Here is a 26,322-nt window from a genome sequence, read left to right as displayed (position 1 = left end):
TAGGAGTAGTTCAATGGCCATTGGCATGTCGCATTCTATGCAGATAGCCGGCAGGCTTGTAAAGCCAAAGCAAGACGGGCAGCGTGAGAAACAATCTTACACTAATCTGGAACTTCCATGGCTGATGAAACTAACACACTAGACCCACTGTATGAATCAATGGGGCTGATCCGGATTATCGAGCTGGATCCATCCGGTCGGGCAGTGCTGGAATATGAAGCGCGCGCAAATCAATGTCATTCAGGAGGTGTAGTTCAAGGCGGCTTCGTGACTGGGTGGATTGATGCGGCCATGGCCCATGCGGCAATAGCGCTAAATGGTCCGGATGTTGTGCCAATGTCACTGGAATTGAAGGTCAGCTTCTTTGCACCCGCCCGTCCTGGCATCGTAATTGCAGAAGGTTGGGTCCAGAATAATGGCCGCCGAACTGCGTTTTTCGAAGGCCAGTTGAAGGACAGCGCTGGCACGATATTGGCAAAAGGAACGAGCACCGTAATGCTCGCGGATCGCGGTAGGATCGAAGCTGCGTCGAAGGCTGCGGGCAAATAATATAGTTCCGGAGGCAGGCGCTGCCAGCCTCCGGAACCAGTTCCGCTTAGTTTTTGGTTTTATCGACCAATTGGTTCGCCGAAATCCATGGCATCATCGCCCGCAATTCAGCACCGACTTTTTCAATTGGATGTGCGGCTGCGGCCTTGCGGCTTGCCTTCAGCTCCGGTTGACCTGCGCGGTTATCAAGCACGAAGTCTTTCACGAAACGGCCCGCCTGAATATCTTCCAGGACACGCTTCATTTCGGCCTTGGTCTCTGCGGTGATAATCCGCGGCCCGGTTTTGATATCGCCGTATTCAGCGGTGTTGCTGATTGAATAGCGCATATTGGCGATGCCGCCTTCATACAGCAGATCAACAATTAGTTTGGTTTCATGCAGGCATTCGAAATAGGCCATTTCGGGCGCATATCCGGCCTCAACCAAAGTTTCGAAACCAGCCTGGATCAGATGAGTGATGCCGCCGCAAAGTACAGCTTGCTCGCCAAACAAGTCGGTTTCGCATTCTTCCTTGAAATTGGTTTCGATGACACCCGAGCGTCCGCCACCCATTGCCGAGGCATAGGAAAGGGCGAGCGATTTAGCATAGCCATTCCCGCCGCTGCTGGTGCCTTCCTGATGCACTGCGATAAGGCAAGGGACGCCGCCGCCTCGCTGGTATTCACTTCGGACGGTATGCCCGGGTCCCTTAGGAGCAATCATAATGACATCGATGTCGGCGGGTGGTTCGATCAGGCCGAAATGAATGTTGAGGCCGTGGGCAAAAGCAAGCGCCGCACCGGGCTTCATTTTGCCGGCCATATCGTCTGCCCAGATGGCAGCTTGGTGCTCGTCCGGTGCGAGCACCATAACCAAATCAGCCCATTCAGCCGCCTCGGTATTGCTCATCACCGTGAATCCGGCAGCTTCCGCCTTCTTGCGAGTTGTGGAGCCTTCACGAAGGGCAACTGCAACTTCCGTCACGCCACTGTCACGAAGGTTTTGGGCATGGGCATGGCCTTGGCTACCATAGCCAAGAATTGCGACTTTCTTGCTCTTGATCAGTTCAAGGTCCGCATCGGAATCGTAATAGACTTTCATTATTTCCCTTTCGTGTGGTGGCCCGGCCTATGTTCCGGAGGCACCGCGCATCATTCCAACGATCCCCGTACGGCCAACCTCCACCAGCCCTAGCTCGCGCATAAGTATGATGAAATTGTCGATTTTGTCGGGTGATCCTGTGAGTTCAAATATAAAGCTCGAAGTAGTCGTATCGACCACTTGGGCGCGAAAAACATCGGCAAGGCGCAGGGCCTCGACCCGGTCATCGCCGGTGCCTGCGACCTTAATCAGTGCCAATTCACGTTCGACATGGGGGCCTTCTTCGGTCAGATCGACGACGCGGTGAACAGGCACCAAACGCTCTAATTGCGCCTGAATTTGATCGATCACGTGCGGCGGACCATTGGTCACAATGGTAATCCGGCTGATTGCATGATCCTCAGCAATATCGGCCACAGTCAGGCTGTCGATATTGTATCCACGCGCAGTGAACAGACCGGCGATTTTGGCCAGAATACCAGCCTCGTTATCGACAGTAATCGCGAGGACGTGGCGTTCAGCTTTGCTTTGTTCGATGTGCATTGCAATCCGTCCTTACACCAAAGCCTTGGCTTCGTCGTCCATTGTGCCTGTCACGTCATCACCATACAGCAGCATATCGGTGTGAGCCGCGCCGCTCGGAATCATCGGGTAACAATTGGCATCCTTCGAGACCCGGCAATCCACCATCACTGGCCCGCTATATGCAAGCATTTCGGCAATGCCGGCATCCAACTCACTCTCATCATGAATGCGAATGCCCTTCCAGCCATAAGCTTCCGCCAGCGCGACGAAGTCAGGCAGGCTGTCTGAATAGGAGTTGGAGTAGCGGCTTTCATAGGTCAGTTCCTGCCATTGGCGGACCATACCCATATATTCATTATTGAGGATGAACACTTTGACCGGCAGACGGTACTGGCTGGCGGTGCCAAGTTCTTGAATATTCATCTGGATCGAGGCTTCGCCGGCAATGTCGATCACCAGATCGTCTGGATTGCCCAATTGTGCGCCAATTGCGGCCGGCAGGCCGTAGCCCATCGTCCCAAGGCCACCACTGGTCAGCCATTTGTTAGGCCCCATAAACCCGAAATATTGTGCCGCCCACATTTGATGCTGGCCGACTTCGGTGCTGATGATCGGGTTTTTGTCGCGGGTCATTGCGAACAGTCGTTCGACAGCCTTTTGCGGCATCAATTCTCCGCCTGCGTCGGGATAGGCAAGGCTTTTGCGGGCTCGCCAACCGGCGATACGGGCATTCCATTCGCTGAGGTCTTGGCCTGCGCGATCATTCCAACAATCGATCAACTGCTTCAAAACTATGGCGCAGTCGCCGACGATGCCCAAATCAACCGGCACTGTCTTATTGATTGATGCGCGGTCGATATCGATGTGGATCTTCTTCGAGTCTGGAGAGAATGCATCAAGGCGGCCAGTTACGCGGTCGTCAAAACGGGCACCAATGCAAACCATCAAATCACATTTGTTCATCGCCATATTGGCTTCATATGTGCCGTGCATCCCTAGCATCCCGAGCCAATCTGGATGGTCGGAAGAGAACGCCCCGAGGCCCATCAGAGTTGACGTCACTGGCGCGCCGGTTTGAGATTGGATCTTGCGGAGGAGGGCACTTGCCTCGGGCCCTGCATTGATAATACCGCCACCGGTGTAGAAAATCGGGCGTTTGGCGGCGGCAAGCATCTCGGTGGCTTGGTCAATCTTACTCTGTTTGCCTTCTGTGCGCGGTTGGTAGCGCGCCGATGCGGGTGCTCTATCTGTTGGCGCATTCCAGTCAGCGAGGGCGATTTGGACGTCTTTGGGAATATCGACCAAAACTGGTCCAGGGCGGCCACTTGTCGCAATTCGGAAGGCTTCTTCAATTGTCGAGCGTAGGTCCTTCGGATCTTTGACCAAATAATTATGCTTTGTGCAATGGCGGGTGATGCCGATAGTGTCAGCTTCCTGAAAAGCATCGGTTCCAATCAAGGCGGTTGGAACTTGACCAGTGATCACAACCATCGGAATCGAATCCATATAGGCGTCTGCGATGCCGGTGACTGCATTGGTAGCGCCAGGGCCAGAGGTTACCAGAACCACGCCCGGTTTGCCGGTCGAACGGGCATAACCCTCCGCCGCATGGGCAGCGCCCGCCTCGTGCCTTACGAGAATGTGACGCAGGCGTTCTTCTGCGAACAGCTCGTCATAAATCGGCAGAACAGCCCCACCGGGATATCCGAATACGAATTCCACGCCCTGTTTAATCAGGCATTCGACCAAGATGGATGCGCCGCTGCGCTCCTGTTGTGACACTGTCCGCTCCAATGTTTGGCCTAAAAAATGAGGCCCGGCGCAAGGGGTATGCACCGGGCCATTGACCGACACCCCTCCTAGCGCATTAAAATGATTCGTCAAGACCTATTTATGTAATATAATTTCACAAAACTCGCTAATATCTATGTTTTTTAACTCTGCTCGCTTCCAGCTCTCTGGTGGCTGGTTGCGGAACCAAGTGTATTGCCGCTTTGCATATTGGCGTGTCGATTGCTGTCCAGCATGAATCATTTCATCGCGCTCAACTTCCCCTTTCAGCCAGTCGCGTATCTCGCGCACACCGATGGCCCGCATCACTGGCAATTCCGGATTCAACCCGCGCGCGCAAAGCGCTTCCACTTCTTCGATAGCACCTTCATCGAGCATTTGTTTGAAGCGCATATCACATCGCTCGTAAAGGGTTTGGCGGTCCGGCACGAGGACTAGCGGGTGGAGCGAAACAGCATCGCCAATTCCGCCAATTTGATTTCCATGCCATGCCGCCATTGGCTTGCCAGTTGACCGGATTACTTCGAGTGCGCGTGCGGTTCTGGCTGCGTCTGCAGGGGCAAGCCTGCCCGCCGCTTCTGGGTCTTCAATTTCCAAAGCAGCCCGCGCGTCTTGTTGTGGCATCGATCTAATTTCGGCGCGTATATCTGGATCAATTGCCGGGATTGGTGAAATTCCATCGAGCAGTGTGCGCATATAAAGACCTGTTCCGCCTACGAGTATCGGCACAGCATCATTCGCCTGCAGCTCGGATATAACCAGCTTTGCCGCATCGGCCCAATCGGCGGTCGAACATGCGGTGGCACCATCCCATTGGCCGAACAGGTGGTGCGGAATGTCGCGCATTTCGGCTACGTCGGGTCGCGCGCTGAGCACCCTTAGATCACGATAGACTTGCGCGCTGTCACAATTGATAATTTCGGCTCGCTTTCCGCGTGCAATCAAACCTTCGGCAAGGCGGACCGCCAAATCGCTCTTGCCGCTTGCGGTTGGCCCTGCAATGAGCGCGATCGGCGGATTCGTGCCAAAAATAGGAGAAGTTTTGGTGCTCATTGCGCGACTGATAGCAGACACAGCCGGACTTGAAACGCGTCTTAAGGGTGCTGCTGCGGCGATGGCTTCAGCGGGCATCGCGACAGGCACTGAAATCGGCTCGCGCCTTATGGACGATGGGCGCACAATTATGCAGATTGCTGCGGCGACCAGCGACACAACGCTGCTTCGTCAGATCGTCGACGCCAATTTTGCGCCCGACGCAGCGATGGTGACAATCCGCGATTATGCGCCGCTGAGACTTTTTGTATCCGATATGGACTCCACAATGATCGAGCAGGAATGCATTGATGAATTGGCTGACTTTGCAGGCGTAAAAGACAAGGTCGCCGACATAACCGAGCGGACGATGCAAGGCGAACTGGATTTCGAAGCCTCCTTACGAGAGCGCGTGGCGCTGCTTGCTGGTCTGGAAGAAAGTGTCATCGAAGAATGCTTGGCAAATCGGATTCATCCGACCAGTGGCGCCAGGACGCTGGTGCAAACGCTGAAGGCCGCAGGCTGTCATTGCGTGCTGGTAACTGGCGGCTTCCATCATTTCGCGGACAGTGTGGCGGCTCAGTTGGGCTTCGATCATGTTGTCGCAAACCGGCTCCAGATTGCAGATGGCAAACTTACTGGGAAACTGGACGGACCAATCGCGGACGGAGCGACCAAGAGGTCTGTTCTCGAAACAGAAAGAAAGGCTTTTGCATCAGGCACGGTTCTGGCGACCGGCGACGGGGCCAATGACATACCGATGCTAAGTGCTGCAGATTTCAGCTTCGCCTACAAAGCCAAGCCCGCTGCGCGCAGCGCAGCATCCGGATTTATTGATCGAGGTGACCTTACAGCAATTTTGCAATTGCTAGACATTCCGCAATCGGACTGGGCCCAATAATCAAATCCAACTTGCGATTTGCGCCAGAGGCTTCTTTTTTAAGGCATGGGCCGGCACGGTCGCCCCCTTTTCCGGTTTGCCTACCACCACGATCATCAGCGGCTTCTCCTCCGCAGGTCGCCCGCATAATTCGCGCAAGAACCCCATCGGTGAGGGTGTGTGTGTCAGCGTTGCAAGGCCCGCTTCATGGAGCGTCGAAATCAGCATCCCGCAAGCAATACCGACGCTTTCATTGACGTAGTAATTTTGCGTCTTGCCGTCTTCTTCAATGCCGCCTTTGCGCTGGGCGAATACGACAATCAACCACGGCGCGGTTTCAAGGAACGGCTTTTCTTGATCGGTCCCGAGCGGTGACAGAGCGTCCAGCCATTGATCGCTGGCTTTGGCCTTTCCAGTTTCAGCCCCGTAGAATTCGCGCTCTTCTTGCTCGGCGGCTTCGCGAATTGCCTGTTTTTTATCTGCAGAAGATACTACCGTAAAATGCCATGGCTGGTGATTGGCCCCGTTGGGCGCGTTGCCCGCAGCTTTGATGGCGGCTTCGATGATTTCACGCGGCACCGGCGCATCCGAGAAATAGCGGCAACTGCGCCGCGTTGCGTGTTTTTCTTGGTAGGCCTCAGCCCTCGAAATACGTTCGGCATCGGCGATATCGGGCAGGCCATAGGGTTCGGTTTCGTGCGGCTTCATATCTCTCCTATCGCTCGGTTTAACCCCAATGAAAAGGCTTGAAGATCAGCGAAGCTCTCTGCCAATGACAAATTCGATCCCTGAGCAATTATAATCCACCGCGTATTTCTTCGTGTTGAAAAACTCCAATTCCAATCCCGCAGAGCGAAGATTACATTCGCCGATCTCGGTAAGGCAGTTTTGAGGGCTCCTTTAGCTAGCCTACCTAGGCTTGCCCAGTGAGTTGAATGATTGCTCGCAGGTTAGCTAAAGGCTGAATCAAGTGAGTTGCCATCATTACGGAATATTCGTGGCATCTAGTGGTTTCTGAACATTCTTATATTCGACCAAGATCACGGCGGAATCGGCAATCTCAGCGCGGATAGCATCGTGCATAGCGCCGAACTACAACCCGCGAACCATCTTTGAGCACTAGCTTCTTAGCGGACGGCGTGCCCGAGTATCCCGCCCCCGATGAAGCCGTGTCTCGCTCAATCCTCCATCCAGATTTTGAAGAAACTTTCATTCGCTGCCGTCAAATCAGCGACTGGAATATCGACGACGATGGTGTCTTCATCGTCTTTCCATGTCAGCTTGTCACCGCCGGTGAACCCTATCCAGTCGGCGCTAAAACCGGCTGCTTCACATTCTTCCTCGAAGGCTTCCCACTCTTCGCGTTCTGTAATTGAAAGCGTGATGACATACCGAGACTGATCTTCACCAAACATATCGAGCAATGTGTCGCCGAGCGTATGCACTTGCGCGCCAATCCCGCTGGCCATGCACATTTCAGCGAGCGCCACTGCAGCACCACCGTCGGAAATATCATGAACGGTATTGCAGCGATAATTTTGAACCAGATCGCGTACGAATTCTCCGACGCGGCGCTCCATGGCCAAATCGGTTGGCGGGGGGGCGCCATCTTCCTTGCCACGCACCTCGCGCAGCCAAGTCGATTGGCCCAGATGCGATCCGATTGAGCCAATTGCACCGTCGGCACGCATTGCTGCAAGGTCTGGCTCGTCCGCCTTGGCATTCCACAATACATCGCCATTGTCGGTAAAGCCGCCAAGGACGATAATCGCCTGGCCTTCTTCCTTAAAGGCGATGGTGGCCATCACATCGTGATCTTCAAGCAGACCGACACCGCCGATGGCTGGCGTCGGCAAAATCGCGCTCCCACCGCCCGTAGCCTTGCTTTCATTATACAGAGAAACATTGCCGCTCACGATCGGAAAATCGAGAGCGATACAGGCCTCGCCCATCCCTTCGAGACAACCGACGAATTGGGCCATAATTTCAGGGCGCTGCGGGTTCCCGAAATTCAAACAATTGGTGATCGACAGAGGCCGCGCACCCACTGCGGAAAGGTTGCGGTATGTTTCCGCAACCGCTTGTTTGCCGCCTTCATATGGATCGGCATAGCAATAGCGGGGGTTGCAATCGGTTGACATCGCCAATGCTTTGTCGGTGCCGTGAACGCGGACAACCGCCGCATCGCCGCCCGATTTCTGCAAGGTGTCTGCGCCTACCTGGCTGTCATATTGCTCCCAAATCCACCGGCGCGAGGCGAGGGCAGGTGTGCCCAACATATGCAGCAATTCAGCGCCTAGATCATCGCTCGCCTCGACCTTGTCGATCGATGGAATCCCGGCCCATGCTTTATATTCGTCCTTCGAGATATAGGGCCGTTCATATTCCGGCGCATCCGACGCGAGCGGTCCAAGCGGGATGTCGCACACAACCGCGCCATCGAATTCCAGCACCATATGACGCGTGTCGGTGACTTCGCCGATCACAGCGAAATCCAACTCCCATTTCTCGAAGATGGCAGCCGCCATGGCCTCTTTGCCTGGCTTGAGAACCATCAGCATCCGCTCTTGGCTCTCGCTCAGCATCATCTCATACGGGGTCATGCCATCTTCGCGGCACGGCACCTTGTTCATGTCGAGACGGATACCGGTCTTGCCATTGGTGGCCATTTCGACGCTCGATGAGGTCAGTCCAGCCGCTCCCATATCTTGAATAGCGACGATGGCATCTGTGGCCATCAATTCGAGACAAGCTTCGATCAGCAGCTTTTCAACAAATGGATCGCCAACCTGGACAGTGGGGCGCTTCTCTTCGATGTCGTCGCTGAAATCGGCGCTGGCCATAGTCGCGCCGTGGATGCCGTCGCGGCCAGTTTTGGATCCGACATAGACAATCGGATTGCCGATACCTGTTGCTGCGGAATAGAAAATCTTGTCTTGATCAGCCACCCCTACAGTCATTGCATTGACGAGAATATTGCCGTCATACGCTGGATGAAAATTGGTTTCTCCGCCGACCGTCGGGACGCCAACGCAATTGCCATATCCGCCGATCCCCGCAACCACGCCTTTGACAAGGTGCTTCATTTTGGGGTGATCAGGAGAACCGAACCGCAGTGCGTTCAAATTGGCAACTGGGCGTGCACCCATGGTGAATACATCGCGCAATATCCCGCCCACTCCGGTCGCCGCGCCCTGATAGGGTTCGATATAAGAAGGGTGGTTGTGGCTCTCCATCTTGAAGATAGCTGCCTGATTATCCCCGATATCTATCACGCCGGCATTCTCGCCCGGGCCGCAAATTACCCACGGCGCCTCGGTCGGAAGTTTCTTCAGGTGGAACCGCGATGATTTGTACGAGCAATGCTCTGACCACATTACCGAGAAAATTCCGAGTTCGACCAAGTTGGGCTCGCGGCCCAAAGCGGCCAGAACGCGCTCATATTCTTCGGGGCTAAAACCGTGCGTTTCGACGACTTCGGGCGTAATCGGGTCGGGATTCTTTGACATGCAGCGCCTTTAGCGCCGCCTACTGGCTGCCGCTAGTCCCCGTTCATGGATATGCCGCCTTGTATCCCCCACCCAATGGGCAATCCAAGCTGCAAGGCCGAACGAGACCAAAGCTGACAGATATAGCATCAAATTCGCTTCGGTGGGCTGCGGGCCGAACCAATTGACCGCCTGTATGACGAGCAGGAACGCGAGCAATATCCACGGTGGCATAATAGGGCCGGTTGTCCGCTTGAGATACCATAAGAACGCAGCAAATGTGATGCCAAGTTCCAACGCAATTGCGACGACGGGATAATTCCAAAGACCAAAGCCATAAGAAATATCGCCGCCAGCTAAGGTCAAATCGGGGCGATGTACCAGCAAATCGATGAACCAGTGCGACATAACAATCAGGCCGCCTATCAGCGCAGTCACCATGTCGCGTTTCGCCATCAACAGGATAAACATGAAGCCCATTGCCCAAAAGGCCGAGCCGACCAGACTATGAGTGAAGGGCATATAATAAAGGTCGAGCGGGTTCATTTCCGTTGTTCCGGGCACCACGCGCATCTTTTCCACACCAATTGTGGCTAGCGCGAAGAAACCCCAATCAACCAATTGCGCTGCAATAAACAAGGTGCTGAGTTTAGGGGCGCGCTTGCTGGCAGCTGCGGCAACTAAGGCCGGTGCCCAATGTCCGATAAACATCTATTTCAACCCAATTTATGAACCAGAAATGTTGCTACGGTGGCAGCAACGGAAGTGGCAAACGCACCCCAGCAAATATCAGCGATAGTGATGTAAGTCGGCCAGACTTTTAAAGTGGCTTGATTGGTCATGTCATATGTAGCGTAGCACAACGCACCAAGCAGCGCGCCGTTTAATGCTGCAGCGGGCAAGCCATTCTCCAGTCCCGGCCTAATTGCGAACCAGACGATACCGGCGATGTAGAGAAGATAGAAAATTGCCGCTGGCCCGACTCTAAAACTGTCAGCCATCAGTTCACCAATTGCTGGGCGATAAAAATTAGGGCCAGCCCAGCGCAACCAAATCGCATCCAGCGCGCCAAACGAAATCGCCGCGCCGACATAGGCGATAATCCACTTCATAATTCTGCCCCTGTTGATCAGATGAGCCGAAACCCGTTCGCCGGAACTAGCCACCCAAAATCAATTGCGCAACTTGACCAAGGGAGCGGTGCCCGTCAATGCTCCCTCCATGAATGAGCTATCTAATGACATTGCCGAATTGACGTTTGAAAGCGCTCTGCGCGAGTTGGAGGAGGTCGTCAGAAAACTCGAAAGTGGCGAAGTTCCTCTCGACGATTCGATTGACCTTTACGAGCGCGGTGAAAAGCTGCGCCAACATTGTCAGGCGCGGCTAGATTCTGCGCAGGCGCGGATCGAGAAAATCGTGGCGGGACCGGACGGGAAGGCTGCCTCCACAGTTCCCTTCGATTCGGACAGCTGAGATGTCCGTAGAATTGGCAGCTTCAGATGTTTTGGCTGAGGGCCTCGCGGCGATTCAGGCCGATGTTGATTCTGCATTTGATGCGTTTATGCCGGTGCCTGACGATACTCGAGCGCGGTTGGTTGAGGCAATGCGCTATGCGTCCATTGGTGGGGGCAAGCGTGTCCGGCCTTTGCTCGTTGCTGCGACGGCACAAATGTTCGGTGTGGATCGTGATGCCGCCGTGCGCGCAGGATGCGCGGTCGAGGCGATCCATGTCTATTCGCTGATTCACGATGATCTTCCGTGCATGGATGATGATGATTTACGCCATGGCAAGGCGACTTTGCATAAGCAATTTGATGAGGCGACCGCCGTGCTCGCGGGGGATTCTCTTCATGCGTTGGCATTCGAAATTTTGTCGGACGAAAGCATCAGCGGGGATCCTTTTACCAGGGCCGAATTGATCGCGACTTTGGCCAGAGCTAGCGGAATGAGCGGGATGGCAGGCGGCCAGATGATGGACATGGCCGCCGAACATTCGAATTATGATCTACAGGCCATAACCCGTCTACAACAGCTCAAGACGGGCGCTCTTTTGGCCGCCTCGGTCGAAATGGGTGCAATTCTGGGTCATGTCTCGCCCGAAGGTCGCGCGCATTTGCGGGCCTATGCTCGTGATATTGGGCTGGCGTTTCAAATCGCCGATGATCTGCTAGATCATGACGGCGATGAGGCAAAGGCGGGCAAGGCGCTGCGCAAGGATGATGAGCAGGGCAAACAGACTTTCGTGACCCTGATGGGGGCGGATGGCGCACGCAACCAAGCCAATGCGCTGGTCGAGCAAGCAAATGGCCACCTGGCAAATTACGGCGAAGAGGCGACGCTGCTAAGAGCGCTAGCGCGGTTTATTGTGGAGAGAGATCGGTGAATGAGAGAATAGGAATCTACCCCGGCACTTTTGATCCTATCACGCTGGGCCATGCCGACATCATCCGGCGGGGGGCCAGTTTGGTGGACCGATTAATCATCGGGGTGACCACGAATCCCTCAAAGAACCCGATGTTTAGCACTGGTGAGCGGATGGAAATGGTCCAGCGCGAAGTTGCAAATCTCGGGATTGAGAATGTCGAGATCGTCGGCTTCAATGCTCTGTTGATGAAATTTGCGGCCAAGCAGGGCGCGAACGTTATTGTACGCGGACTTCGTGCGGTCGCTGATTTTGAATATGAATATCAAATGGCGGGGATGAATCAGCAGATCAACGATGAAATCGAAACGGTGTTTTTGATGGCTGACGTTTCCTTGCAGCCTATTGCCTCGAAGCTGGTTAAAGAAATTGCCCTGTTCGGCGGCGATATTACACCTTTTGTCAGCGCAGACGTGCGCGATGATGTCGTTGCGCGGGTCAAAAAGCTCGGGCAATTGGGCGACTATTAGACGGCTTGATGTTTTCAGCTCGCCTTGCGTGAAGATCATTCATTGAACCGACAGCCGCGCCCCGCTAGACGGCGTTTGTCCAATTTACAAATGACGGAAAAACCATGTTCAAACGCCTGATCGCCGCTGGCGCAATTTTCTCGCTGGCCCTGACGCCATTGCTTGCGAACGCTCAAAATGTCGCGGAAGCTGAAGCAACAGCAACAGAAGATGCAACGCCAGCACCGGCTGTGAGGAAGGTTTACGAGCCGATTAATTACAACGCGCAGGAAGATCGCGACAATATTCTCGTGCTCGACCTTTCGAATGGCAAGCGTGTTCAAATCCGCCTGATGGAACAATGGGCTCCAGCCCATATTGAACGGGTAAAAGCACTCGCTCGCCAAGGGTTTTACGACGGGATTATTTTTCACCGCGTAATTGAAGGCTTCATGGCCCAGACAGGGGATCCGACCGGCACTGGTCAGGGTGGATCGCCGCTTCCAGACCTCAAGGCTGAATTCAATCCGATGCCGCATTTGCGCGGGACCGTTTCGATGGCGCGTGCGCAGTCGGATGATAGCGCGAACAGCCAATTCTTCATCAGCTTCTACCCGCGCTTTTCGCTCGACAAACGGTACACGAATTTCGGTCGGGTTATCTCGGGTATGGACGGTGTTGATGCAATTGTCCGCGGCGAGCCACCCGCGAACCCGACGCGTATTTTGCAGGCCTCAATTGCGGCTGACAATAAGCCTGTGCCAGCGCCCCAGCCAATTGCGCCTCCGCCCAGCTTGAGTTTGCCGACTGCACCGGTCGCTCCGATTAGCGAGTAAATTCTTCCTCGCGCTGCTTTTTGCGCCATTCAGTGACTGGTTGAACCAACATGCAAGTTGATCTGTTCGACTTTGAATTGCCGCAGGAATTGATTGCTTTGCGGCCAGTGTCGCCGCGACATGCTGCAAAAATGCTGGTTGCGCGCTCTGGTAATGATTTCGACAATCGATCGGTGATTGATTTGCCGTCGATCCTTAAGCCAGGCGACGTGTTGGTATTCAACGACACCCGTGTAATTCCTGCCCAGTTGGAAGGAAAGCGTGGAGAAGCGAAGATTGGCGCGACGCTGCATAAGCGGATTGATCTGCGCCGCTGGCAGGCGTTCATTCGGAATGCAAAGCGCCTTAAGAACAATGACATTATCGAATTTGGCGGCGGGGTCAGTGCCGTAGCTGAACAACGCCATCCTGATGGCTCGTTCACGCTGAAATTCAATGGCGAAGAACCTGTTGAAATATTGCTTGAACGGGCCGGGCGGATGCCGCTCCCTCCCTATATCGCCAGCAAGCGGCCGACTGACGAGCGTGACCGGTCTGACTATCAAACAATCTTTGCAGAGAAGGATGGCGCCGTTGCAGCTCCAACCGCCGCGCTTCATTTCACTCCCCAATTGCTCGATGCACTAGATGCCCGAGGGGTTATTCGCGAGACGCTAACCCTCCATGTCGGCGCGGGGACCTTTCTGCCAGTAAAAGTAGACGACACCGACAATCATCAAATGCACGCCGAATGGGGCAGAATTGAGCAGGTTGTCGCTGACCGATTGAATAAAGCGAGAGCCGCCGGAAATCGTGTCATTTCTGTCGGGACCACTAGCTTGCGATTGCTCGAAAGCGCTGCCACCAAAGACGGGATCATCCACTCGTTCGAGGGTGATACATCCATTTTCATTACGCCGGGGTATAAGTTCAGAGCCATTGACGGGTTAATGACCAATTTTCATTTGCCTAAGTCGACTCTGTTTATGCTCGTTAGCGCGCTGATGGGCCGTGAGGTGATGCAGGATGTCTATGCTCACGCAGTAGCCGAGAAATATCGCTTCTACAGTTATGGTGATTCGAGCATTTTATTGCCGTAATGCGTATCGAGCTTGCAATAGTTTGACCTAGCCCCAAGGTGCACCAGTGAGCGAAACGATTCTAGAAATAGTGGGCCTGAGCAAGGTCTATGCAGGCGGCCATAAGGCGCTTGATTCAGTTGATTTGACGATCAAGCAGGGCGAGATTTTCGCTTTGCTCGGTCCCAACGGCGCAGGAAAGACCACCTTGATCGGGGCGGTCTGCGGATTGGTGCGGCCAACCGCCGGAACCATCAGGGCCTTTGGTGATGATTTGTCGCAAAACTGGCGCTCCGCCCGCGCAAGGATTGGCTTGGTGCCACAGGAACTGGCCACCGATATGTTCGAACAGGTGGAACGGTCTGTTGCCTATTCGAGAGGCCTGTTTGGCCTCGCCCCCAATGCAACGCGAATTGAGGAAATACTTCGATCACTTAGCCTGTGGGAAAAGCGATCCGAACAAATTCGTGCGCTATCCGGCGGTATGAAGCGACGGGTTTTGATCGCCAAAGCTCTCGCGCATGAACCGGATCTGTTGTTTCTCGACGAGCCGACTGCCGGAGTGGATGTCGAATTGCGCCGCGACATGTGGAAATTGATCGGCGCGATGCGAGAGCTTGGCGTTACAATTATTCTCACCACCCATTACATCGAAGAGGCTGAGGAAATGGCTGACCGTGTCGGAATTATCCGGGACGGAAAGATCCTGATGATCGACAACAAGGCGGCGATGATGCGCCGGCTTGGGCGGACCGAGGCGGCGATCGTCCTGGCGTCCAAACAATCTCAATTGCCTGCCAGTATTGCCGCACTGCCGGTGCATTTGTCAGACGACGGGATGGAAATTATTTATCGCGGCGGCGACGGTAGTGGGAAGGGTAAAGCTGAAGTGGCGGAACTCACCAAGGCGCTGACCTTTGCAGGTATCGATTACGTCGGTATCGACATCAAGGAATCGAGCCTCGAGGATATTTTCGTGGACCTTGTCGAACAGCGCGAAGGGGAGTCAGCCTGATGGGCTTTAATTTCCGCAGCGCGTGGGCGATTTATACCCGCGAATTAATGCGTGCTATGCGTACGGCTATGCAGTCTATCCTTGCGCCTGTGCTCACGACATCGCTGTATTTTATCGTTTTCGGTTCGGCAATTGGTAGCCAGATGCCAGATCTGGGCGGGGTCAGTTATGGCGCGTTTATCGTGCCCGGCTTACTGCTGCTGACGCTGCTAAGCGAAAGTACATCGAACGCCAGTTTCGGGATCTATATGCCGCGTTTTACCGGCACAATTTACGAGTTGTTGTCAGCGCCTGTGGGAGTCGCAGAAACTCTGGTCGGATTTGTCGGTGCAGCGGCAACCAAATCACTAATCCTTGCGACGATCATTCTGGGCACAGCAACGCTGTTCGTCGATTATACGATCGCCCATCCGTTACTCGCGATTGGCTTCATAATGCTGGTTGCAGCAAGCTTCTCGCTGTTTGGATTCATCCTCGGCGTCTGGGCTGATAGTTTTGAAAAGCTCGGCATTATTCCGCAATTGTTTTTGCTGCCGCTGACTTTTCTTGGGGGCACATTCTACTCTATTGAAATGCTGCCAGAGCCATGGCGCAGCTTGGCCTTGTTCAACCCCATAGTCTATCTGGTGAATGGCCTTCGTTGGACCTTTTACGAAGTGTCCGATATCAACATTTGGGTTTCATTCGGGATCACGATGTCATTTCTGGCTCTTTGCGTCACCATTATCGCATTCATCTTCAAGACCGGTTGGCGATTGAGAGCGTAGCGTCAAGCCGCGAACAAATCCCAAATTAGCTTGCCGGTCAGACCCAGCGAAGCGACAATCATCAACGGCCGGATTATTCGCGCACCGTGTTTAATGGCGAAGCGTGAACCCAGAAACCCACCAAGCATGGCGCCAACTGCCATAGTCAGCCCAAGCACCCAAATGATCTTTCCGCCAAGTGCAAAGACCAAGACAGACGCCCAATTGGTTGCCGCATTGAATAGCTTTGCATTGCCCGTTGCCCGGGTCAGGCCATGACCTCTTAATCCGACAAGGCTGGCGGTGAAGAATTGACCGGTTCCCGGCCCGAAGAAACCATCGTAGAAACCAATCCCGCCAGCAACAGATGCATATCCTTTACGCGATAGCCTTTGATGCGCGTCCTCGTCGGTCATGCGCGGCGAAAAAATGACATAAACGGCCAAGCCCAGCAGAAAAACCGGTACGATGTAAGAGAGGACAGTTGCGGAAATCTGCTGGATCAAGATTGCACCGCCAGTCGCCCCGGCAAATGCCAGCGCCACCAATGGCAGGTTCTCCCGCACTTCGACCAAGCCACCCTTCCAGTAATTGCGGCAGGCCATGCTTGTTCCGAAAACCGATTGCGCTTTGTTCGTGCCTATCGCCAAGTGAGGCGGCAATCCTGCAGCGAGCAGGGCGGGCATCATGATCAACCCGCCGCCTCCTGCGATTGAATCGATAAAGCCTGTCAAAATCGCGACACCGAACATCGCGATCAGCAGCCAAACCTCCGGTTCAAAGCTCTCGATCATTTGCTCGCTGTGGCCGCTCCGGCTAAGGGCTGCAAGCTTTCAAGACACATCCTTTGTGAGACAGATCATTTCCCACCGATTTTCATTCAACATCGCCGCGACAGATGGCAGGGCGCGCACCGGATCCATCCTAATGCAGCGCGGGGAAATCCGGACGCCAGCATTTATGCCAGTCGGGACTGCGGCAACCGTTAAGGCGATGAAGCCAGAGACAGTCCGTAAAACTGGCGCCGACATTATCCTTGGCAACACCTATCATTTGATGCTGCGTCCGGGTGCCGAGCGCGTCGCCAAGCTGGGGGGGCTGCATAAGTTCATGAATTGGGACCGGCCCATTTTGACCGATAGCGGCGGCTATCAAGTCATGAGCCTGTCGGATTTACGTAAATTGACCGAAGAAGGCGTGGAGTTTCGCAGCCATCTTGATGGTTCAAAACATATGCTCACACCAGAACGCTCGATGGAGATCCAGCGATTGCTCGGCTCTGACATCGTCATGGCTTTTGATGAATGCCCGCGGGCGGATCAACCGCGCGAGATCATCGCAAGTTCGATGGAAATGAGTATGCGCTGGGCTAAGCGCAGCCGCGATGGATTCGATAGCGGCGAGGAGCATGCAGCGCGTTCTGCGCTATTCGGCATCCAGCAGGGCGCTCTAGATGAGGAATTGCGCAAGCGTAGTGCTGACGCGCTGACTGATATCGGTTTTGACGGCTATGCCATAGGCGGGCTTGCAGTTGGTGAAGGGCAAGAGGCGATGTTCGCCACACTTGAATTTGCACCTCAGCAATTGCCCAAAGATAAGCCGCGCTATCTGATGGGCGTAGGCAAACCAGATGATCTCGTCGGCGCGGTGGAGCGCGGTGTGGACATGTTCGATTGCGTTTTACCAAGCCGATCAGGCCGCAATGGCCAAGCCTTCACTTGGAACGGTCCGATAAACTTGCGCAATGCCCGCTTTGCCGAAGATACGGGCCCGCTCGATCCGCGTTGTAGCTGTGACACCTGCGGCATTTACAGCCGGGCCTACGTCCATCATCTGGTAAAATCAGGCGAGATATTGGGGGCGATGCTGATGACAGAACACAACATCGCATTTTACCAGCAATTAATGCAGGCCATGCGCCATGCGATTGGCGTAGGGGGATTTGACACGTTCGCCGCAGAATTTCGCCGGGACTATCTTGGCTAGAACGAAAAAGGGCGGCCCCGCAGGGCCGCCCTCGTGAATTCCGGAATGCCGAAAGCTTAGCGCGAATAGAATTCGACGACCAAGTTCGGTTCCATTGTTACAGGATAAGGCACTTCGTCGAGCTTTGGCACGCGAGTGAAAGACACCTTATCGTTGCCGTCAACTGCGACATAATCAGGAATGTCACGCTCTGGCAGGCTCTGTGCTTCGATAACCAGCGCCATTTCTTTCGCCTTGTCACCCAAGCTGATTTCATCACCGACATCACAGCGACGGCTTGCGATGTTGCACTTCACGCCATTGACGCGAATGTGACCGTGCGAAACAATCTGACGCGCTGCAAAAATCGTTGGTGCGAATTTTGCGCGGTAAACAATCATATCCAGGCGGCGCTCAAGCAGGCCGATCAGGTTCTGGCTCGTATCGCCCTTAATTCTGGTCGCTTCTTTGTAGGTGCTGCGGAACTGCTTTTCGGTCACGTCACCGTAATAGCCCTTAAGCTTCTGCTTTGCGCGAAGCTGCAGACCAAAGTCACTGACTTTGCTCTTGCGGCGCTGGCCGTGCTGGCCGGGGCCATAGGAGCGCTTGTTTACCGGGCTGTTTGGACGACCCCAGATGTTTTCACCCATCCGGCGATCAAGTTTATGCTTCGATGCTTTACGCTTCGACATAGTCGATACTCCATTCTGCAATCGCTGCCTCTCCAACCTCTGGAGCGCTAGCGCTTTAACCCGGTATCGCTCCGTCAGATCGATTTACCTGACGCGGCTGCCGCTTCACCGGGGTGCGGAGCCAAATTGCGAAAGCGCGCGAATAGCAGGACAGCGCCGTAGGTCAACCAATTAATGCCCCGCGCGGGTGGATTTGAAGAAGCCACAACCCCCTCGACAAATCGGGCAAGGCAAGGCAGTGGGCGGGCCCATGACCGAGCCTGTCAAAAATCCCGAAATATGCGAGTCGATGCTGGATGTCCGCGCTGGTGTTGACGAAACGGACCGTCAATTGGTGAAGCTGCTTGAGCTGCGTTACGGTTACATGAGAGCGGCAGCACGAATTAAGCCGGAACGCGGCCATGTTCGCGACGAAGGTCGCAAATCAGCTGTGATCAAAGCGGCCGCACAAGCTGCTGGTATTGCGGGATTACCCGAACATGACATCGCGGAGATATGGGATAAGCTCGTCGAAAGTTCCATCGCTTATGAAATGACCGAATGGGACCGCATCCGGAGTTAATCCGCTCGAATTTTTCGTGCCAAGGTGCTGAGTACCCCGCGCAACGTGCGAATTTCCAAATGATTCCACCCCGGCTTGGTTAGTATATTGCGCAACGTACGTTTAGTTGCATCTGCGCGATTGGTTGGGAGAAAATACCCCTTCGGTTTAAGCATACCTTCGAGATGATCAATCAGCCCATCCAATTGCTCCTGCGGGGCAGGTGGCAATTGATCGGTCACGGTAGGCTGTGACAGGCTCTGGGTCTTCGACCACTCATAAGCGCACAGGATCACCGCTTGCGCCAAATTCAACGAGCCGAACTCAGGATTGATCGGCACGGTCAGGATGGCGTTCGCCATATTCACATCTTTAATATCAAGACCCGACGCCTCTCGCCCGAACAGATAGGCGCTGCGCCCGGGCTGGGAAATCACTTCCAATGCCGCTTCTTCAGGGGTGACAACGCGCTTCGTATCCTCTCGCAGGCGCACCGTTGTTGCGTAGATATGCGAGCAATCGGCCACAGCTGCAGCCGTAGTGTCAAAGATTTGCGCTTGGTCTAGGACGATGTCAGCACCAGCCGCAGCGGGGCCTGCACTTGGATTGGGCCAGCCATCGCGCGGCGCGACCATCCGTAAGTCTACCAGCCCGAAATTGAGCATTGCGCGGGCGACTTTGCCGATATTCTCGCCGAGCTGGGGCCGGACCAGTACGATAACCGGCGGTTCAGCTGTCTGCGGCATGTTCGCCACTTGCGTCGCCTTCCGCGACCTGTTGGACGGAGCTGGCAAATTCCTCAAAATCGCGGGCTTCGCTGAAATCACGATAAACGCTGGCGAAGCGGATATAGGCGACGCTGTCGAGTTGACGCAGGCCGTCCATAACCATCTCACCCAGGCGGGAGGAGAGCACTTCGTTCTCTCCGGCGGTTTCAACCTGCCGTTGGATGCCCGAGACCAGCTGGTCGATACGGTCCTGCGAAACGTCACGTTTGCGGCACGCTAGAGAAACTGACTGCTCCAACTTCGATCTGTCAAAAGCCTCGCGCCGGTCTCCGCTCTTAACGATGGTGACCTCGCGCAACTGCACGCGTTCGAACGTGGTAAAACGCGCACCACAACTAGAACATTGACGACGCCGCCGGATGGAGGCGTTGTCCTCGGTCGGCCTGCTGTCTTTTACTTGGCTGTCTTCATGCGCGCAAAATGGGCAGCGCATCTATTTTCTTATCCGTTTGTAGAACACCGTGCCTGCACCAATCGCGAGGCCTATAGGCCAAGTTACAAGCGGGAGAATCGCCGCTGCCACTGCTCCTACAGCTGCACCGGTAAGGACCGGTTTTGTGGAAGGATGATGCATGCCTTCTTTGGCCATGCCGGAAAGCTCAGCCTTTGCATCATCAATTATGTCGTTTGGTGAATCATTCATTTTACATCCCCGGATAGACTGGGAAGGACGAGCACAATTGTTCGACACGGTTGCGAACGCTTTCTTCCACTTGGGCGTTGCCTTCTGGCCCGTTCTTCGACAGCCCTTCTACCACTTCGGCAATCAATCCGCCAATAATGCGGAATTCACCCGGACCGAAACCCCTAGTGGTGCCCGCAGGCGTTCCCAAACGTATGCCGCTGGTCACGAACGGACTGCGCGTATCATAAGGAATACCATTCTTGTTGCAGGTGAGCCATGCACGGTCGAGGCCGTTTTCGGCTGATTTCCCAGTGACATCCTTGGGCGTAAGATCAACGAGCATCGAATGGTTATCCGTGCCGCCCGACACAATACGCAGACCGTGTTCTTCGATGCTCGCCGCAAGTGCTCGGGCATTTTCGACGACGCTTGCGGCGTAGACTTTGAAATCGGGTCGAAGCGCCTCGCGGAATGCAACGGCTTTTGCCGCCACGATATGCATCAGCGGTCCGCCTTGCATGCCCGGAAACACGGCCATGTTAATAGGCTTTGTCAGATCCTCGTCGTTCCACAATATAATGCCGGATCGTGGGCCGCGCAGCGATTTATGCGTGGTGGAGGTAACAATATGGGCGTGTGGGAACGGTGAAGGGTGCGCGCCGCCTGCAACGAGACCGGAAATATGACTCATGTCGCAAAGCAAATAGGCTCCAACTTCATCCGCAATCTCGCGAAAACGTTTGAAATCCCAAGTGCGTGAATAGGCGGTTCCGCCGCAAATAATCAGCTTTGGCTTGTGTTCGCGAGCGGTTGCCGCGACTTGGTCCATATCGATCAGCTCATCATCCTCTCGAACGCCGTAAGCGACGGGGTTGAACCATTTGCCCGACATATTAACCGGCGAACCATGGGTCAGGTGGCCGCCTGAATTCAGATCGAGCCCCATAAAAGTATCGCCGGGACTCAATAGAGCCAGAAACACAGCCTGGTTCATCTGGCTACCCGAATTGGGCTGAACATTGGCAAAGTTGCAGCCGAACAGCTCTTTCGCACGGTCAATCGCTAGCGTCTCGATCACATCGGCATATTCGCAGCCGCCATAATACCGCTTGCCCGGATAGCCTTCTGCATATTTGTTCGTGAATACTGACCCAGCTGCTTCCAGAACGGCTTTTGACGCGATGTTCTCGCTTGCAATCAATTCGATCTTATTGCGTTGACGGGCAAGTTCCTTGCCAACCGCTGCTGCAATCTCGGGGTCGGCATCAGCGAGGCTGTCCTGCCAGAAGCGGCGCATAATATCAGTGTCATTTGCGGGTGCAGTGTTCATCAAGACTACTCAGCAGCTAGGATTGGAAAGTTTGGAAACGCGGCGCTGGTGGCGCCCATCAGCATTGCCGGCATCGGCGAATTCGGTCTCTAGAAAGGCAGTGATACAGGCTTTGGCCATCTCGATGCCAGTCAAGCGTGCACCCATTGCGATGCAGTTTGCGTCATTATGTTCGCGGGCAAGAGCGGCGCTTAGCGGTTCGGATACAAGCGCGCAGCGAACGGCAGTGTTCCGGTTGACCGAAATGGAAATGCCGATCCCCGACCCGCACAGCGCGATACCGCGTTCGGCAGTGCCATCGGCGACAATCGATGCGAGCTTGTAACCGTAATCAGGATAATCGACGCTTTCGCCAATATCGGGGCCAAGGTCCGCCACTTCATAACCCGATTCAATCAACCAATCACGCAATTCGGCCTTCAGGTCAGTGGCAGCGTGGTCTGATGCAATCGCTAGGCGCATGGTCATGTCCGGCTCGTTCGATGGGATAGGGGCCACATACGAAAAAGCGGGCGGCTAGGCCACCCGCTTCATCGACTTTTCGACGGACCGCTTTGCCTATTGGTCCAAGAAGCTCCGCATTTTGCGGCTACGGCTAGGATGCTTCAGCTTGCGTAGCGCCTTTGCCTCGATTTGGCGGATCCGTTCGCGGGTAACCGAAAATTGCTGGCCAACTTCTTCCAGTGTGTGATCGGTGTTCATGCCGATACCGAAACGCATTCGCAGCACACGTTCTTCACGCGGGGTGAGGGAGGCCAGGACGCGGGTCACAGTTTCCTTCAGATTGGCCTGAATGGCGGCATCTACTGGAATGATCGCGTTCTTATCTTCGATGAAGTCACCGAGATGTGAATCCTCCTCGTCGCCAATCGGTGTCTCAAGGCTGATCGGTTCCTTGGCAATCTTCATCACCTTGCGGACCTTCTCAAGCGGCATCGATAGACGCTCGGCCATTTCTTCCGGTGTTGGCTCACGGCCTTGCTCGTGGAGGAACTGACGGCTTGTCCGGACAAGCTTGTTGATCGTTTCAATCATGTGGACCGGAATACGGATTGTCCGCGCCTGATCGGCAATCGAACGCGTAATCGCCTGGCGTATCCACCAAGTCGCATAGGTGCTGAATTTGTAGCCACGGCGGTATTCAAATTTATCAACCGCCTTCATCAGGCCGATGTTGCCTTCTTGAATAAGATCAAGGAATTGCAGGCCGCGGTTGGTATATTTTTTGGCGATCGAAATAACCAGGCGAAGATTCGCCTCAACCATTTCTTTCTTGGCGATACGGGCTTCGCGCTCGGCCTTTTGCACCATGTTCACAATGCGGCGGAACTCGGGCAGGCTCATGCCGGTCTGGCTGGCGATATCCGCAATTTCAGCGCGGATGCGTTCTACCGAATCGGCTTCTTTCTCGGCGAAGGCAGCCCATTTTTTGTCTTTCTTGATTTTATCCTGCAGCCAACCATCATCGAGCTCGTTGCCGATATAGGCATTAAGGAAATCGATCCGCTTAACCTTGTGACGCTCCGCAAGTCGCAGCATCTGGCCACCCAGCGCAGTCAAGCGCCGGTTAAAGGCGTAAAGATTGTCGACCAGAAACTCGATTTTGGTCGCGTGGAATTGCACGCTTTCGACCTCGGCAGTGAGGTCTTCGCGCATTTTCTCGTATTTCTTTTCTTTTGCGGCAGGAAATTCATTGCCTGCGCCAAGAGTATCGACGCGTTCCGCTTGCAGCTTTTCGAATTTCTTGAACATGCTGGTGATGCGCGCGAATGTTTCGAGAGCTTCCGGCTTTAGCGCGGCTTCCATCTGTGCAAGCGAGAGGGTGTTATCCTCTTCCTCATCATCGTCGCGCTTCTTGGAAGTGCCTTCTTCGCCGTCTTCATCATCCGAATCGCTGTCCGAATCGTCGTCTTCATCCTCATCATCATCACGTATGGTGGGGCCGGCGGTTTCTTCCGAAATCTCGCCGTCATCGTCATCTTCGCCCTCTTCCATCTTGTCGACGGGAGGCTCTTTCGAAAGCATTGCGTCAAGATCGAGAATCTCCCGCAATTGCATTTCTTCCGCGTTCAGCGCTTCGGACCAATGGATAATCGCGTGGAAAGTGATCGGGCTTTCGCAAAGGCCGATAATCATCATATCGCGCCCGGCTTCGATTCGCTTAGCGATTGCGATTTCACCTTCGCGGCTGAGCAGCTCGACAGCGCCCATTTCGCGCAGATACATGCGAACCGGATCATCGGTGCGTTCACCGGCAGCCAGCTTGCGCGTCGCGACGACAGGTTTCTTGTTTTCCTTGCCGACGCTGATTTCTTCAACTTCGGATTCTTGCTCTTTTTCCGCTTCGGCTTCTTCGTCATTCTCGACGATATTGACGCCCATCTCGCTGATCGCCGACATCACGTCTTCGATCTGGTCGGTGTCCATCTTATCCTGCGGCAAAGCCTCGTTCAGCTCATCATAGGTGATGTAGCCTTTTTTCTTGGCTTTGGAGAGAAGCTTCTTAATCGACCCCTCGTTGAGGTCGATCAGAGGAGCATCTTCTTTGTCTTTGGTCTTCGCATCGGCGGCCATAGAATTGATCAGTCCGTTTCTGTGCCGTCTTGACCCGTATTGGGTGTTTGACGATCTGAATCATTGAGGGCCGCTCTCGCTGCCCTTTCGCTTACCATTTGCCCGAGTCGCGTCTCAAATTCCAGCTTTCGTTTCAACAGACGTTGCTGTTCGGCGAAAGCGCCTTCGGGATCGGTTTCAAAACGCGCAGTGGCGGCCGCGAGCGCGGCTTCCAGTGCGGGTCTTTCGACCAGCAGTGACACGGCTTCAGCAAGATCGTCACAAGCCGCTTTCGGATCGATACCTTCACGAAGGAAGGAGAAACGGGTTTCATCCGAGGGTGGAACGATACTTTCTGGGATCAATATGGGGGATATGTCGCCTACTTCAAGCGTTTCTGCTGCTTCTATCAACGAATCAATTACAGGTCCGAGGCGCTGGTCGCTTTCTGCATAGCGACCCAGCGGCTCTGAATGACGCAAAACCTGATCGGGAAAACGTGCTAAGCCTGCCACGACAGCTGTGGCCAAGATGTCGCGGCTACCCCCGCTGCTGGCGCGTTTTAGGCGGGTTGACGCCTCTGGTGAGAGCGATGGATTGGGCTGCTTGAAACCACCGGGCCTCCAATCGCGTTTTACCCAAGGTTTGCGTTCTCGTGGTGGGAAAGCAAATGCAGAAAAACGCTCGAGTAATTCCCGTTTATAGAGTGCACGGATGTCTTGGTCCTGAATCGTATCCACATGACCGAGGAGGCGTGATTTCAGTCCTGCTTTGTCTTCCGGAGAATTAAGCGGCTGAAGATCCCGTTCATATGTCCACAAAGTGTCAAGCAAAGATGCCGCATTATTCAGCAAATCATCCATTGCCTTGCGGCCTCGCTGGATCAGCAGATCATCGGGGTCGAGGCCAGCTGGTAGGCTGACAATGCGCAACGAGTGGGAAGGGCGCAGCATTGGCAAAGCCCGCGATACAGCGCGCATGGCAGCACGTTGTCCGGCTGCGTCGCCATCAAAACACAGCACTGGAGTTTCTACCATCCGCCACAGCATTTCGAGTTGCCGTTCAGTTAGCGCCGTTCCCAAGGGAGCAACCGCATCTTCGATGCCTGCAGCCGCCAGCGCAATCACATCCATATAACCTTCCACCACGACCAAGCGGTTGGTCTGACGTGAGGCAGGGCCTGCACGGTGGAGATTGTAGAGCGTGCTTCCTTTATCGAACAACGGCGTGTCAGGGGAGTTGAGATATTTCGGCGCTTTGGTGTTCGCCTCCAAGATCCGTCCGCCGAAGGCAATCACGCGCCCCCGTGCATCATGGATCGGAAGCATCAGGCGCGACCGGAACCTGTCGTAAGGCTCCTTATCGTCAACAACGATGCGCAACCCGCCTTCGATCAGCATCAGTTCTTCATAGTGGGACAGTGCCAACTTCATCGCCTGACGCTCTGAAGGCGCAAAGCCAAAGCCGAAGCGCGAAACCGTATGCGCATCAAATCCGCGGGTTTTCAGATAATCGCGCGCTCCTGAACCACCGTTGCCTTGCAGATTTTGAGCAAACCAATCTTGCGCCGCCTGCATAACGTCATGCAAACCTGCGCGTTGTTCGGCGCGCTGGGCTGAGCCGGGGTCTGCTGCGGGAACTTCCATTCCGGCTTCCGCCGCGAGTTCCTTGACCGCGTCCATAAATGACAGGCCCCGCTGGTCGGTCATCCAGCTAATTATATCGCCGTGCGCCTGACAGCCGAAGCAGTGATAGAACCCTTTTTGGTCGCTGACGGTGAAGCTTGGGGACTTTTCATTATGGAATGGACAGCACGCTTTCCATTCATGCCCTGCTTTCTGCAGCTTGACCGTGCGCATGATAACGCTCGAAAGCGTCACCCGCGCACGGAGTTCGTCAAGCCATTGGGGAGAAAGCGCCATGCTTCTCCACTATGCCCAAAATCTGCTTTTCTCT

27 protein-coding genes and 1 pseudogene are annotated in these 26,322 nt (G+C 54.6%); 11 read left to right on the top strand and 17 right to left on the bottom strand.

The features are described 5' to 3' along the window. Positions 1-117: 117 nt before the first annotated feature. A complete protein-coding gene (locus GRI36_RS09405; RefSeq protein WP_160598233.1) occupies positions 118-549 on the top strand; it encodes a PaaI family thioesterase in 432 nt (143 codons plus the stop codon). A 46-nt stretch (positions 550-595) separates the two neighbouring features. Here the strand turns inward: GRI36_RS09405 and ilvC are convergent, their stop codons facing one another. The 4 genes from ilvC to miaA form a co-directional block, all read right to left on the bottom strand. Next, complete coding sequence (gene ilvC / locus GRI36_RS09400) at positions 596-1,630, bottom strand: ketol-acid reductoisomerase (protein WP_160598232.1); 1,035 nt, start codon at positions 1,628-1,630, stop codon at positions 596-598. A gap of 27 nt (positions 1,631-1,657) precedes the next feature. After that, positions 1,658-2,173 carry an acetolactate synthase small subunit gene (ilvN, locus tag GRI36_RS09395; RefSeq protein WP_160598231.1) on the bottom strand — a complete coding sequence of 172 codons (516 nt, stop codon included), beginning with the start codon at positions 2,171-2,173 and terminating at the stop codon, positions 1,658-1,660. 12 nt (positions 2,174-2,185) lie between these two features. Continuing rightward, positions 2,186-3,937: a biosynthetic-type acetolactate synthase large subunit gene (ilvB, locus tag GRI36_RS09390; protein ID WP_160598230.1), complete on the bottom strand. Its 1,752-nt coding sequence runs from the start codon at positions 3,935-3,937 to the stop codon at positions 2,186-2,188. Between the two features lie 105 nt (positions 3,938-4,042). Beyond that, positions 4,043-4,999 (bottom strand): tRNA (adenosine(37)-N6)-dimethylallyltransferase MiaA, encoded by a 957-nt coding sequence (miaA, locus tag GRI36_RS09385; RefSeq protein ID WP_160598229.1) that lies wholly within the window; start codon positions 4,997-4,999, stop codon positions 4,043-4,045. On the opposite strand from miaA, the gene serB reads away from it, so the two are divergent. Further along, entirely contained in the window at positions 4,992-5,879 is an 888-nt protein-coding gene (gene serB / locus GRI36_RS09380) for a phosphoserine phosphatase SerB (protein ID WP_328598371.1), read from the top strand. The genes miaA and serB overlap by 8 nt on opposite strands. Here serB and GRI36_RS09375 read toward each other — a convergent pair whose 3' ends face one another. From GRI36_RS09375 to GRI36_RS09360, 4 genes are all read right to left on the bottom strand, one after another. Further along, a complete protein-coding gene (locus GRI36_RS09375; RefSeq protein WP_160598228.1) occupies positions 5,880-6,566 on the bottom strand; it encodes a nitroreductase family protein in 687 nt (228 codons plus the stop codon). 470 nt (positions 6,567-7,036) lie between these two features. Continuing rightward, a complete protein-coding gene (gene purL, locus GRI36_RS09370; RefSeq protein ID WP_160598227.1) occupies positions 7,037-9,367 on the bottom strand; it encodes a phosphoribosylformylglycinamidine synthase subunit PurL in 2,331 nt (776 codons plus the stop codon). A gap of 9 nt (positions 9,368-9,376) precedes the next feature. Further along, the gene (locus tag GRI36_RS09365) at positions 9,377-10,057 is read right to left on the bottom strand and encodes a hypothetical protein (protein WP_160598226.1); all 681 of its coding nucleotides are present in this window, start codon (positions 10,055-10,057) and stop codon (positions 9,377-9,379) included. 5 nt (positions 10,058-10,062) lie between these two features. Continuing rightward, the gene (locus tag GRI36_RS09360) at positions 10,063-10,458 is read right to left on the bottom strand and encodes a DUF2177 family protein (RefSeq protein ID WP_160598225.1); all 396 of its coding nucleotides are present in this window, start codon (positions 10,456-10,458) and stop codon (positions 10,063-10,065) included. Between the two features lie 109 nt (positions 10,459-10,567). Here GRI36_RS09360 and GRI36_RS09355 point away from each other — a divergent pair, with 109 nt between their 5' ends. From GRI36_RS09355 to GRI36_RS09325, 7 genes are all read left to right on the top strand, one after another. Beyond that, a complete protein-coding gene (locus GRI36_RS09355) occupies positions 10,568-10,819 on the top strand; it encodes an exodeoxyribonuclease VII small subunit (protein ID WP_160598224.1) in 252 nt (83 codons plus the stop codon). A gap of 1 nt (position 10,820) precedes the next feature. Next, positions 10,821-11,729, top strand: coding sequence for a polyprenyl synthetase family protein (locus tag GRI36_RS09350; protein ID WP_160598223.1), 909 nt, complete (start codon positions 10,821-10,823; stop codon positions 11,727-11,729). After that, a complete protein-coding gene (coaD, locus tag GRI36_RS09345; protein WP_160598222.1) occupies positions 11,726-12,238 on the top strand; it encodes a pantetheine-phosphate adenylyltransferase in 513 nt (170 codons plus the stop codon). Before GRI36_RS09350 ends, coaD begins: the two co-directional genes overlap by 4 nt. A 104-nt stretch (positions 12,239-12,342) precedes the next feature. Further along, complete coding sequence (locus tag GRI36_RS09340; protein WP_160598221.1) at positions 12,343-13,053, top strand: peptidylprolyl isomerase; 711 nt, start codon at positions 12,343-12,345, stop codon at positions 13,051-13,053. A gap of 50 nt (positions 13,054-13,103) precedes the next feature. Beyond that, positions 13,104-14,132: a tRNA preQ1(34) S-adenosylmethionine ribosyltransferase-isomerase QueA gene (queA, locus tag GRI36_RS09335; protein ID WP_160598220.1), complete on the top strand. Its 1,029-nt coding sequence runs from the start codon at positions 13,104-13,106 to the stop codon at positions 14,130-14,132. 46 nt (positions 14,133-14,178) lie between these two features. After that, positions 14,179-15,126 (top strand): ABC transporter ATP-binding protein, encoded by a 948-nt coding sequence (locus GRI36_RS09330; protein WP_160598219.1) that lies wholly within the window; start codon positions 14,179-14,181, stop codon positions 15,124-15,126. Beyond that, the gene (locus tag GRI36_RS09325) at positions 15,126-15,893 is read left to right on the top strand and encodes an ABC transporter permease (protein ID WP_202392152.1); all 768 of its coding nucleotides are present in this window, start codon (positions 15,126-15,128) and stop codon (positions 15,891-15,893) included. The genes GRI36_RS09330 and GRI36_RS09325 overlap by 1 nt, the downstream gene beginning before the upstream one ends. A gap of 2 nt (positions 15,894-15,895) precedes the next feature. On the opposite strand, the gene GRI36_RS09320 is transcribed toward GRI36_RS09325, so the two are convergent. Further along, the gene (locus tag GRI36_RS09320; RefSeq protein ID WP_160598218.1) at positions 15,896-16,666 is read right to left on the bottom strand and encodes a TSUP family transporter; all 771 of its coding nucleotides are present in this window, start codon (positions 16,664-16,666) and stop codon (positions 15,896-15,898) included. Between the two features lie 67 nt (positions 16,667-16,733). Here GRI36_RS09320 and tgt point away from each other — a divergent pair, with 67 nt between their 5' ends. Next, entirely contained in the window at positions 16,734-17,858 is a 1,125-nt protein-coding gene (tgt, locus tag GRI36_RS09315; RefSeq protein ID WP_160599157.1) for a tRNA guanosine(34) transglycosylase Tgt, read from the top strand. Between the two features lie 56 nt (positions 17,859-17,914). Here the strand turns inward: tgt and rpsD are convergent, their stop codons facing one another. Beyond that, entirely contained in the window at positions 17,915-18,529 is a 615-nt protein-coding gene (rpsD, locus tag GRI36_RS09310) for a 30S ribosomal protein S4 (protein ID WP_160598217.1), read from the bottom strand. Between the two features lie 250 nt (positions 18,530-18,779). On the opposite strand from rpsD, the gene GRI36_RS09305 reads away from it, so the two are divergent. Then, complete coding sequence (locus GRI36_RS09305) at positions 18,780-19,091, top strand: chorismate mutase (protein ID WP_160598216.1); 312 nt, start codon at positions 18,780-18,782, stop codon at positions 19,089-19,091. On the opposite strand, the pseudogene GRI36_RS09300 reads toward GRI36_RS09305, so the two are convergent. From GRI36_RS09300 to dnaG, 7 genes and pseudogenes are all read right to left on the bottom strand, one after another. After that, a pseudogene (locus GRI36_RS09300) lies at positions 19,088-19,798 on the bottom strand (RNA methyltransferase); the annotation flags it as partial. The gene GRI36_RS09305 and the pseudogene GRI36_RS09300 overlap by 4 nt on opposite strands. 1 nt (position 19,799) lies before the next feature. Continuing rightward, positions 19,800-20,291, bottom strand: coding sequence for a transcriptional regulator NrdR (gene nrdR, locus GRI36_RS09295; RefSeq protein WP_160598215.1), 492 nt, complete (start codon positions 20,289-20,291; stop codon positions 19,800-19,802). Next, positions 20,292-20,501 (bottom strand): hypothetical protein, encoded by a 210-nt coding sequence (locus tag GRI36_RS09290; protein ID WP_160598214.1) that lies wholly within the window; start codon positions 20,499-20,501, stop codon positions 20,292-20,294. A 1-nt stretch (position 20,502) separates the two neighbouring features. Next, positions 20,503-21,813 (bottom strand): serine hydroxymethyltransferase, encoded by a 1,311-nt coding sequence (glyA, locus tag GRI36_RS09285; protein WP_160598213.1) that lies wholly within the window; start codon positions 21,811-21,813, stop codon positions 20,503-20,505. A 9-nt stretch (positions 21,814-21,822) separates the two neighbouring features. Next, on the bottom strand, positions 21,823-22,275 hold the full coding sequence (locus GRI36_RS09280; protein ID WP_160599155.1) for an RpiB/LacA/LacB family sugar-phosphate isomerase: 453 nt from the start codon (positions 22,273-22,275) through the stop codon (positions 21,823-21,825). A 96-nt stretch (positions 22,276-22,371) separates the two neighbouring features. Further along, positions 22,372-24,387 (bottom strand): RNA polymerase sigma factor RpoD, encoded by a 2,016-nt coding sequence (gene rpoD / locus GRI36_RS09275; RefSeq protein WP_160598212.1) that lies wholly within the window; start codon positions 24,385-24,387, stop codon positions 22,372-22,374. A gap of 8 nt (positions 24,388-24,395) precedes the next feature. Beyond that, positions 24,396-26,288 (bottom strand): DNA primase, encoded by a 1,893-nt coding sequence (gene dnaG, locus GRI36_RS09270; protein ID WP_160598211.1) that lies wholly within the window; start codon positions 26,286-26,288, stop codon positions 24,396-24,398. Between the last annotated feature and the right edge of the window lie 34 nt (positions 26,289-26,322).

This window comes from Pontixanthobacter gangjinensis, assembly GCF_009827545.1.
GTDB classification, from domain to species: domain Bacteria; phylum Pseudomonadota; class Alphaproteobacteria; order Sphingomonadales; family Sphingomonadaceae; genus Pontixanthobacter; species Pontixanthobacter gangjinensis.
The sequence above is the reverse complement of the archived record's forward strand: the minus strand, read 5'-3'. Positions and strand labels throughout refer to the sequence as shown.